At 62.5% G+C, this 9,107-nt stretch carries 11 protein-coding genes; 10 read left to right on the forward strand and 1 reads right to left on the reverse strand.

Going from position 1 to position 9,107, the window contains the following annotated elements; genetic code table 11:
- The first annotated feature begins 18 nt into the window (after nucleotides 1-18).
- From BM321_RS21735 to BM321_RS21770, 8 genes are read left to right on the forward strand one after another with little or no spacing between them, the layout of a single operon-like run.
- Nucleotides 19-1,278, forward strand: coding sequence for an NAD(P)/FAD-dependent oxidoreductase (locus BM321_RS21735; protein WP_092444703.1), 1,260 nt, complete (start codon nucleotides 19-21; stop codon nucleotides 1,276-1,278).
- Complete coding sequence (locus BM321_RS21740; protein WP_092444705.1) at nucleotides 1,275-2,003, forward strand: class I SAM-dependent methyltransferase; 729 nt, start codon at nucleotides 1,275-1,277, stop codon at nucleotides 2,001-2,003. The genes BM321_RS21735 and BM321_RS21740 overlap by 4 nt, the downstream gene beginning before the upstream one ends.
- Nucleotides 2,000-2,482 (forward strand): DUF3261 domain-containing protein, encoded by a 483-nt coding sequence (locus BM321_RS21745; protein ID WP_092328912.1) that lies wholly within the window; start codon nucleotides 2,000-2,002, stop codon nucleotides 2,480-2,482. Before BM321_RS21740 ends, BM321_RS21745 begins: the two co-directional genes overlap by 4 nt.
- Nucleotides 2,479-3,675: a beta-ketoacyl-[acyl-carrier-protein] synthase family protein gene (locus BM321_RS21750; RefSeq protein WP_092444707.1), complete on the forward strand. Its 1,197-nt coding sequence runs from the start codon at nucleotides 2,479-2,481 to the stop codon at nucleotides 3,673-3,675. Before BM321_RS21745 ends, BM321_RS21750 begins: the two co-directional genes overlap by 4 nt.
- Nucleotides 3,672-4,139 (forward strand): hotdog family protein, encoded by a 468-nt coding sequence (locus tag BM321_RS21755; protein WP_092328907.1) that lies wholly within the window; start codon nucleotides 3,672-3,674, stop codon nucleotides 4,137-4,139. Before BM321_RS21750 ends, BM321_RS21755 begins: the two co-directional genes overlap by 4 nt.
- Nucleotides 4,136-4,864, forward strand: a complete 729-nt coding sequence (locus BM321_RS21760) for a 3-ketoacyl-ACP reductase FabG2 (RefSeq protein ID WP_072407283.1) — start codon at nucleotides 4,136-4,138, stop codon at nucleotides 4,862-4,864. Before BM321_RS21755 ends, BM321_RS21760 begins: the two co-directional genes overlap by 4 nt.
- Nucleotides 4,864-6,090 carry a beta-ketoacyl-ACP synthase gene (locus BM321_RS21765; RefSeq protein WP_092328904.1) on the forward strand — a complete coding sequence of 409 codons (1,227 nt, stop codon included), beginning with the start codon at nucleotides 4,864-4,866 and terminating at the stop codon, nucleotides 6,088-6,090. The genes BM321_RS21760 and BM321_RS21765 overlap by 1 nt, the downstream gene beginning before the upstream one ends.
- A gap of 41 nt (nucleotides 6,091-6,131) precedes the next feature.
- Nucleotides 6,132-6,578, forward strand: a complete 447-nt coding sequence (locus BM321_RS21770) for an excinuclease (protein WP_092444709.1) — start codon at nucleotides 6,132-6,134, stop codon at nucleotides 6,576-6,578.
- 312 nt (nucleotides 6,579-6,890) lie between these two features.
- Here the strand turns inward: BM321_RS21770 and BM321_RS21775 are convergent, their stop codons facing one another.
- Nucleotides 6,891-7,442, reverse strand: a complete 552-nt coding sequence (locus BM321_RS21775; RefSeq protein WP_256573468.1) for a hypothetical protein — start codon at nucleotides 7,440-7,442, stop codon at nucleotides 6,891-6,893.
- Between the two features lie 372 nt (nucleotides 7,443-7,814).
- On the opposite strand from BM321_RS21775, the gene BM321_RS21780 reads away from it, so the two are divergent.
- Nucleotides 7,815-8,792 carry an alpha/beta fold hydrolase gene (locus BM321_RS21780; protein WP_256573469.1) on the forward strand — a complete coding sequence of 326 codons (978 nt, stop codon included), beginning with the start codon at nucleotides 7,815-7,817 and terminating at the stop codon, nucleotides 8,790-8,792.
- A 20-nt stretch (nucleotides 8,793-8,812) separates the two neighbouring features.
- The coding region (locus BM321_RS21785; protein WP_139236211.1) for a transposase at nucleotides 8,813-9,107 on the forward strand (295 nt) is incomplete at its 3' end.

The following is a 9,107-nucleotide window of genomic DNA, read 5'->3' on the forward strand; positions in this document are numbered from 1 at the left end:
GATATTCAAGGAATCCCAATGCCTGTGACTGAAACGGAATATCGCCAGGTCGTCGTCATCGGTGCCGGCCCCTCCGGGGCCATTGCCGCCGCGCTGCTCAAGCGCAAGGGCCACGATGTGCTGGTCATCGAGCGCCAGCATTTCCCACGGTTCTCCATCGGTGAAAGCCTGTTGTCCCATTGCCTGGATTTCGTTGAAGAAGCCGGCATGCTCGACGCGGTGAATGCCGCCGGGTTCCAGCGCAAGAACGGCGCCGCGTTCGCCTGGGGCGAGCGCTACAGCGCTTTCGACTTCGGCGATACCTTCAGCAACGGCAAGCCCACCACGTTCCAGGTGCAACGGGCCGACTTCGACAAATTGCTGGCCGACCAGGCCGCCCTGCAAGGCGTGGAGATCCGCTACGGCCAGGCGATTGCCAGTGCCGATTTCACCCTCGCCAAACCACGACTGGGCGTGCAGCGTGAAGACGGCAGCCAGTACTGCGTCGAAGCTGACTTCGTGCTCGATGCCAGCGGCTACGGTCGCGTCCTGCCGCGCCTGCTGGACCTTGAGGCGCCGTCGAACTTCCCGTTGCGCCAGGCGGTGTTCACGCACATCGAGGATCGCATCGACGCTCCGACGTTCGACCGGGAAAAGATCCTCATCACCACCCACCCGAGCAAACGTGACGTGTGGTTCTGGACCATTCCGTTCAGCGGCGGGCGCTGCTCGGTGGGCGTGGTCGCGGCGGCGGAACATTTCGCTGGCCGCACCGACGACCTCGATGCCTGCCTGCGTGGTTTCATCGACGAAACCCCAAGCCTGGCCGGCGTACTGCAAAATGCCGAGTGGGACACCCCGGCGCGGACCATCGGCGGCTACTCGGCCAACGTCAAGACCCTGCACGGCCCTGGCTTTGCCCTGTTGGGCAACGCCGCGGAATTCCTCGACCCGGTGTTCTCCTCCGGCGTGACCATTGCCATGCGCTCGGCGAGCATGGCCGCCGACGTGCTCCACCGTCAGTTGCAGGGTGAACGTGTCGATTGGCAAAGCGAGTTTGCCGAGCCGCTCAAGCGTGGCGTCGACACCTTCCGCTGCTATGTCGAGGGCTGGTACGCCGGCACCTTCCAGGACGTGATCTTCTACACCGAAGGCTCGGACGACATCCGGCGCATGATCAGTTCGATCCTGGCTGGCTACGCCTGGGATCAGCGCAACCCGTTTGTCAGTGAGCCCAAGCGGCGCCTGCGCATGCTCTCGGAAATCTGCGCAAGCCCGGCGCCGAGTCAGCAACCATGAGCTACCTGAGCGACAACTACGTCGAAGAAACCCGCTTCGGCTTCTGGTTCCTGCGCAGCCACACCTGGCAGCACCACGTGTTGCGCGTGGCGATCGACGACCTGCGCAGCCTGTTCAGCACCGCGCTGCCGGCCAACCCGGTGCTGCTGGACGCCGGCTGCGGCCAGGGCAAATCATTCCAATACCTGCGCCAGGTGTTCGCGCCACAACGCCTGATCGGCGTGGATGCCGACCCTCACAGCCTGGACTTGAGCCGGGAGGAGGCCGCGCGCCAAGGCATGAGCGTGGAACTGATCGGCAGCGACTGCGCGACCTTGGCGGTGCCCGACGCCAGCGTCGACCTGCTGTTCTGCCACCAGACGTTCCATCACCTGGTGGAGCAGGAAAAAGCCCTCGCCGAGTTCTACCGCGTACTCAAGCCCGGCGGCTATTTGATGTTCGCCGAATCCACCGAAGCCTACATCGATACCTGGGTGATCCGCTGGCTGTTCCGCCACCCCATGCACGTGCAGAAAAGTGCCGCGCAGTACCTGCAGATGATCCGCGAACAAGGGTTCCGGTTCGAAGACCGCAACGTCTCCTACCCGTACCTGTGGTGGAGCCGCGCCAAGGATTTCGGCCTGCTGGAGCGCTTTGGCCTGCGCCGCCCCAAACCATTTGGCGAGCGTGAGGAAACCTTGGTCAATGTGGTGGCGCGCAAGCCTGGCAAAGGGGCTGCCGGATGATCCGTGGCCTGCTGATCGCCTGTGTGTTGCTGCTCAGCGCTTGCGCCAGCCAGGCGCCGCTGCCCGCCCGCACACCGACCCTGGCGTTGCCGATGCAGCTGCACATCGAGCGGACCCTGGCCGGCCAACGCCAGGACTGGTTGCTGGTGATCCAGCGCGAAGACACCGGCATCCGTTGGTCGATGATGGACCCATTGGGCATTCCCGTGGCCCGCCAGCGCCTGGTCCACGGCCAGTGGCAGGCCGACGGTCTGCTGCCACCCAATGCCGAGGCCCGGGAGTTGTTCGCCGCGCTGCTGTTCGCCCTGACCCCCGAAGCCGAGCTGTCCGGCAACTATCCGGCGGCCCGGCGACAGGCGTCGCAACGGACCCTCGATAATCGCTGGCAGGTGCATTACACGCAGCCGCTGGATTTTGAAATGAGCCTGCCCCAAGGCCCCCGCTACCGCATCACACCGTTGACCGAGAACGCCCCATGACCGCCTACCTGAATGCCCTCGGGGTGATCTGCGCCCTGGGCCGCGACAAGCACACTGTCGCGCGCAACCTGTTTGCCGGCGACTGCTCGGGCGTGCGCAGCGAGGATGGCTGGGTGGCCGAACGGGCCTTGCCGGTCGCCGCGGTACCCGGTGAACTTGCACCTATTCCCCCTGCCTTGGCGGCGCAACGCAGCCGCAATAATCAATTGCTGTTGGAAGCGGGGCTGCAGATTCGCGCGGAGATCGACCAGGCCATCCAGGCCTACGGGCGCGCTCGCATCGGCATCGTCCTGGGCACCAGCACATCGGGCATCGATGAGGCCAGCCAGGGCATTGCCCACTACCTGCGCGAGCAGCGCTTCCCCGACGGCTACGACTACCAGCAACAGGAACTCAGCGCGCCGGCCAACTTTCTTTCCGACTGGCTCGGCCTGAGCGGCCCGTCCTACGTGATTTCCACGGCCTGTACCTCCAGCGCCCGCGCCTTGATGAGCGCCCGGCGCCTGTTGGACCTGGGCTTGTGCGATGCGGTGCTGTGCGGTGGCGTGGACAGCCTGTGCAAACTGACCCTCAACGGTTTTTCCGCGCTGGAAGCGGTGTCGAACGAACGCTGCAATCCGTTCTCGGTGAACCGCAGCGGCATCAACATTGGCGAAGCGGCGGTGCTGTTTCTCATGAGCAAGACGCCAGGCGAGGGCACACCGATTGCCTTGCTCGGCGACGGCGCCAGTTCCGATGCCCACCATATTTCCGCGCCCGAACCCAGCGGTCGCGGCGCGCGCCAGGCCATGGAAAAAGCCCTGCGCTGCGCCGGCCTCGACGCCCACCAGATCGACTACCTGAACCTGCATGGCACCGCTACGCAACACAATGACGCCATGGAAAGCCAGGCCGTGGCCGGACTGTTCCCGGCAGGCGTGCCCTGCTCGTCCACCAAGCCCATGACCGGCCATACCCTCGGCGCGGCCGGGGCGCTGGAAGCGGCGTTCTGCTGGCTGGCCCTGAGCGTCGAAAACACCGCCCAGGCCCTGCCGCCGCACATCTGGGACGGCCAGGCCGATCCTGCCCTGCCAGCGCTGAACTGGGTCACCGCCGACACCCGCCTGAAACCCGCCACTACGCGCCGCCTGATGAGCAATTCATTTGCCTTCGGCGGCAACAACGTCAGCCTGATTATCGGAGACGCCCCATGACTGACTGGCCGCTCGCCGAACTGCTGCCCCATGCCGGCGACATGATCCTCATCGACCGGATCCTGTCGTTCGATGACGAACAGATCCACACCCACGCCATCGTCAAGCCCGGCGGTTTGTTCAACCGCGACGACGGCGCACTGCCGGCCTGGGTCGGCATCGAGCTGATGGCCCAGAGTGTCGCGGCGTTTGCCGGTTGCCACGCCCGCCGACGCGGCGATGCCGTGGAGTTGGGCTTTTTGCTCGGCACCCGCAAGTTCGAATGCAACGTCGACTGCTTTCCCGTCGGCACCGAGCTGAGCATCCATGGCGTGCGCTCCCTGGAAGACGACAACGGCATGGGCGTGTTCGAATGCCACATCCACGCCCCCGGCATCCATGCCACGGCCCGGCTCAATGTATTCCGTCCGCCCCAGGCTGCCCATTACCTTCATGAACCGTCCGCAACAGGAACCCCGCCATGACTGAATCCGTACTGGTCACCGGCTCCAGCCGTGGCATCGGCCGCGCCATCGCCCTGCGCCTGGCCCAGGCCGGGCACGACATCGTGCTGCACTGCCGCAGCGGCCGCGCCGAGGCCGAGGCGGTCCAGGCACAAATCCAGGCCCTGGGCCGCAACGTCCGGGTGCTGCAATTCGACGTGGCCGACCGCGCCGCCTGCAAGGCCATTCTCGAAGCCGATGTCGAGGCCCACGGCGCCTATTACGGCGTGGTGCTCAATGCCGGCCTGACCCGCGATGGCGCCTTCCCGGCCCTGAGCGAAGACGACTGGGATGTGGTGATGCGCACCAACCTCGACGGTTTCTACAATGTGCTGCACCCGGTGATGATGCCGATGATCCGTCGTCGCGCCGCCGGAAGGATCGTCTGCATCACTTCGGTTTCCGGGCTGATCGGCAATCGCGGCCAGGTCAACTACAGTGCTTCGAAGGCCGGTCTGATCGGCGCGGCCAAGGCGTTGGCAATCGAGCTGGGCAAGCGCAAGATCACCGTCAATTGCGTCGCGCCGGGGTTGATCGACACCGCCATGCTCGATGAAAACGTACCCGTGGAAGAACTGATGAAAATGATCCCCGCCCAGCGCATGGGCACTCCGGAAGAAGTGGCCGGCGCGGTGAACTTCCTGATGTCCGCCGAAGCCGGCTACATCACCCGGCAGGTCCTGGCCGTCAACGGAGGCTTGTGCTGATGAAGCGCGTCGTCGTCACCGGCATGGCCGGCATCACCTCCGTGGGCAGCGACTGGGAAACCATCGCCAGCAACTTCGCCGCCAACCGCAGCGGCATCCGGCGCATGGATGAGTGGGACCGCTTCACCGAACTGAACACGCGCCTGGCCGGCCCCATCGACGACTTCCAGGTCCCGGCCCACTGGACCCGCAAGCAATTGCGCAGCATGGGGCGGGTCTCGCGCCTGGCGGTCGCGTCGGCGGAACAGGCCTTGGCCGACGCCGGCCTGCTGGGCGACGAATCGATCAAGGACGGGCGCATGGGTGTGTCCTGCGGTTCATCTACTGGCAGCACCGACGAGATCAAGGCGTTCGGCAACATGCTGCTCAACAGCGTGGCCGAAGGCCTGAACGCCAACTCCTATGTGCGCATGATGCCCCACACCACGGCGGCCAACATCAGCATCTTCTTCGGGCTCACCGGACGCCTGATCCCCACTTCCAGTGCCTGCACCAGCGGCAGCCACGGCATCGGCTATGCCTACGAGGCCATCAAGTTCGGGCGCCTGCCGTTGATGCTGGCCGGCGGCGCGGAAGAACTGTGCCCGACCGAAGCGATGGTCTTCGATGCGCTCTACGCCACCAGCCTGAAAAACGATGCGCCGCAAACCAGCCCGCGTCCCTACGACAAAGACCGCGATGGCCTGGTGATCGGTGAAGGCGCCGGCATGCTCGTGCTCGAGGAACTGGAACACGCCCTGGCCCGTGGCGCACGGATTCATGCCGAGATCGTTGGCTTCGGCAGCAACGCCGACGGCCAGCACGCCACCCGCCCCGAACTGGTCACCATGCGCCGGGCCATGGAGCTGGCCCTGGAAGATGCCGGCCTCGAACCCTCGGCCATCGGCTACGTCAATGGCCATGGCACCGCCACCGAACAGGGCGACATCGCCGAAACCCTGGCCACCAGCAGCCTGTTTGGCGAGCACATGCCCATCAGCTCGCAGAAGAGCTTCCTCGGCCACACCCTGGGTGCCTGCGGGGCGCTGGAATCCTGGTTCAGCATCGAAATGCTGAACAGCGACCAGTACGTGCACACCTTCAACCTCGATGAGGTCGATCCCCAATGTGGCCAGCTCGACTACCTGCGCAGCGAGTTCAGGTCGATGAGCAACGAATACGTGATGAACAACAACTTCGCCTTTGGTGGGGTCAACACCTCGTTGATCTTCCGCCGCTGGCGCTGAATCGGATTCAAAACCCATTACCCCTACGTCAAGGAGACATGATGTCGTTGAAGAAAATCGCCGTGACCGCCGCCCTGTTGCTCGGCACCCTGCCAAGCCTCAGCCAGGCCCGTGATACCGCGCTGTTCCTGCCGTTCGACAAGGTCGTCGCCGAAGCCATCCGCACCGGCAAGATCGACGGCAGCGTGAAGTTCTACCTGGCCGGCAACAAACCGGCTGGCAACGTCACCGTGGTCAGCCCCGGCGCCGTGACCAACAAGAAAACCAACGCCTTCAACAAGTCCGATGAAGTGGCCTGCGAATGGGTGCTGCAATCAGCCCTGATCAGCCTGCACCAGGCCGCCAAGAACGCCGGCGCCAACGCCGTCACCAACATCGTCAGCTTCTACAAGAGCAACGAACGCAAAGACCCCACCACCTACGAATGCCACGCCGGCGCGATCATGGCCGGTGTTGCGTTGAAAGGGGATTTGGCGAAGGTGCAATAAAAAGCGCCTTTGGGGGCATTGGAGAAGCCTGGCGAACGATGCCAGGCCATCCCACAGGGTTTGTGGCGCACCCGGATATCGCGAGCACCACAGCTCCACTGTGGGAGCGAGCTTGCTCGCGATAGCGATGGGTCAGTACCCGAAATGCTGGCTGTGCTGCCGCCATCGCGAGCAAGCTCGCTCCCACAGGGTTTGGTGCCATAGCCGGATATTGCCGGCACCCTGTTTGGAGCCCACCAGCCGTCCGAGAGCCCAGCACGAACCTAGTGGCAAGGGAGCTTGCTCCCGCTGGGCTGCGCAGCAGCCCCTCGTTCATGGGATGTCTTCCTTCATCCCATTCGAGTGCAGGCGATGAACATCCGCCCGTTTAAGAGCAGGCAAGAAATCCTCCGCCATCGGCACGCCTTCACGCACGATGATCAGGAAACGTTTCTGAAGCGTATTGATGATTTCGTCGCCATTGCTCAAACGACTGCCGACCAGCGCGATATTGCTATTGGCTTCCCCGGCGCCAGTGATGATCCGTGCCGTGCTGCCATCGGCGTACACCACCTGGTCGCCTTTCTGCGCGGCGCATACTTTCCAGCCATTATCCAAGGTGAACGTCAACGAAGACGACACCTGCTGGATCGTTCCGCCGTAACGCGTCTGGCTGCCCTCGGTGGCCACTCGATAAATGGCGATTGGCGGATGCGCTTGGACGAACGCTTTTTGTCGATTGACGAATGCCGCGACTTCTTCGCCGTAACCCTCCAGGTGGCGCTGCTCCAAGTACAAGTCATCCAAATGACGGAGAGATTCATGGGAGATTTCGTTGGTGTAGAGGGCATCCAAAGATGAGTGCATTTCCAGGGCCTTATTCATGGGCTTCTGGCTGCGCCCCTTGCCGCTGGGAAGGAGCACTGAGCCGGACGATTCGGAATGATGAATAAGACGACGCAGCACAGCCGAGTGGCAATCCCAACGGCGTGGTACCTGGAACGAATAGGAAGTGTCTCAACTAGAAATGCGCTTTTTCCTACAGCCGAAAGGAGCCTGACGCAACGTCCGCCCCCCGGCCTTTCTTCTGCCGCCCTCAATCGAAGCAGCACTTTTCGCCTGTTGTCGGAACTGTCAGCTCTGACAGTAGCGAAAGTGCCCGGGGTAGCTTCAGGCTTCCAGACGTCGATGCTCAATCAAGCCGTTCGACCTTATGAGCTGTGATTCGTAGCTCATGAAATTAATCTGGCTCCAAACATGGACAAAAAATTGTTGAACACAATCGCCTGGTCGGGCCGCGCAGCCATGTCCCCCGAACGCCACGTCACCTCGCCTTCAGCGGAACAAAACAGCGTCGTTGTCGACGGTGAGACATTTACACATGCCTATGCATTCGTGAACGGCATTCGCCTTCACTACCTCATGGGCGGTGACGGCAAACAACCGGTTCTGCTGGTGCACGGGTTCCCGGGCAGCTGGCGTAACTGGGAGCCTTTGATGGGCGCATTGGTGCGGGCCGGTTTCAGCCCCATCGTTCCTGATTATCGCGGCGCTGGCGAAACGGATATTTCCGTCGATGGCTACGACAAAAAAAGTATGGCGCATGATCTGCACGAACTGATCACCCTCTTGAACATCAAGCAGGTCGATATCATTGGCCATGACATGGGCTTGATCATTGCCTACGCCTACGGGGCGCTTTATCCGCTTGAAACCGGGCGCATTGTGTTGATGGATGGATTCATTCCGGGCGTTCCCGGGTGGGAACTTGCCTATAACGGGGATGCTGCAGCCGGCATTGCCAGCAAATGGCACTTTCGTTTCTTTGGCAAAGCGGCCCTCACCCTGATTCAAGGACAAGAGAAAACCTACCTGGACATGTTCTTCGATGACTTCGTATTCGCGGGCAACGCTCAAGTCAGTCGTAAGGTGCGACAGGCGCTGGTGCAAGACTACTCCCGGCCTGGACGCATGGAAGCGGCCTTCAAGCTCTATTCGGCCTGGGTAGAACATGACGCGAACGACAACCTGGAATTCTCCAAGAACAAATTGGTTGTTCCGCTGCTCACCATCGGCGGGGACCACTCGAGAGGAAAAACCTTGGCCGAACAGGCCTTGTACATTGCGACGCAGCCGCACTCATTGATACTGGTCGATACCGGGCATTGGGTGCTGGAGGAACAAACGCAGGCGACTCGCGAAGGGGAGTGTCAGAAATTTTGTGTTCGGGCATAACATGAGTAAGAGGTGCATGTATGCCAACCAAAAAGAAACCCCTGCGTGACCTGCCCAAAATCCCCAAAGAGCTGCTTGAGCAGTTTGGTGAGGGGCTGATGACAGCGGAAGCCATCGAGGACGCCTCGGCAGCGTTCAAGAAGGCCCTGATTGAACGAGCCTTGACCGCTGAACTCGGCCACCACTTGGGCTATCCCCCGGGCGCGCAGCGCCCGGAGGATGAAACTAATCAGCGCAATGGCAAGAGTGGAAAAACCGTTTTGACCGGAGATGGTCCGCTGCGGCTGGATATCCCACGCGACCGGGATGGCAGTT

Origin of the sequence: Pseudomonas sp. NFIX10, from assembly GCF_900111955.1 — a bacterium.
In the GTDB taxonomy this organism is placed as follows: Bacteria; Pseudomonadota; Gammaproteobacteria; order Pseudomonadales; family Pseudomonadaceae; genus Aquipseudomonas; species Aquipseudomonas fluorescens_AA.

Coding starts and splice junctions, on each gene's coding strand:
- BM321_RS21735 (WP_092444703.1), top strand. CDS start 19: ATGCCTGTGACTGAAACGGAATATCGCCAGGTCGTCGTCATCGGTGCC.
- BM321_RS21740 (WP_092444705.1), top strand. CDS start 1,275: ATGAGCTACCTGAGCGACAACTACGTCGAAGAAACCCGCTTCGGCTTC.
- BM321_RS21745 (WP_092328912.1), top strand. CDS start 2,000: ATGATCCGTGGCCTGCTGATCGCCTGTGTGTTGCTGCTCAGCGCTTGC.
- BM321_RS21750 (WP_092444707.1), top strand. CDS start 2,479: ATGACCGCCTACCTGAATGCCCTCGGGGTGATCTGCGCCCTGGGCCGC.
- BM321_RS21755 (WP_092328907.1), top strand. CDS start 3,672: ATGACTGACTGGCCGCTCGCCGAACTGCTGCCCCATGCCGGCGACATG.
- BM321_RS21760 (WP_072407283.1), top strand. CDS start 4,136: ATGACTGAATCCGTACTGGTCACCGGCTCCAGCCGTGGCATCGGCCGC.
- BM321_RS21765 (WP_092328904.1), top strand. CDS start 4,864: ATGAAGCGCGTCGTCGTCACCGGCATGGCCGGCATCACCTCCGTGGGC.
- BM321_RS21770 (WP_092444709.1), top strand. CDS start 6,132: ATGTCGTTGAAGAAAATCGCCGTGACCGCCGCCCTGTTGCTCGGCACC.
- BM321_RS21775 (WP_256573468.1), bottom strand. CDS start 7,442: ATGAATAAGGCCCTGGAAATGCACTCATCTTTGGATGCCCTCTACACC.
- BM321_RS21780 (WP_256573469.1), top strand. CDS start 7,815: ATGGACAAAAAATTGTTGAACACAATCGCCTGGTCGGGCCGCGCAGCC.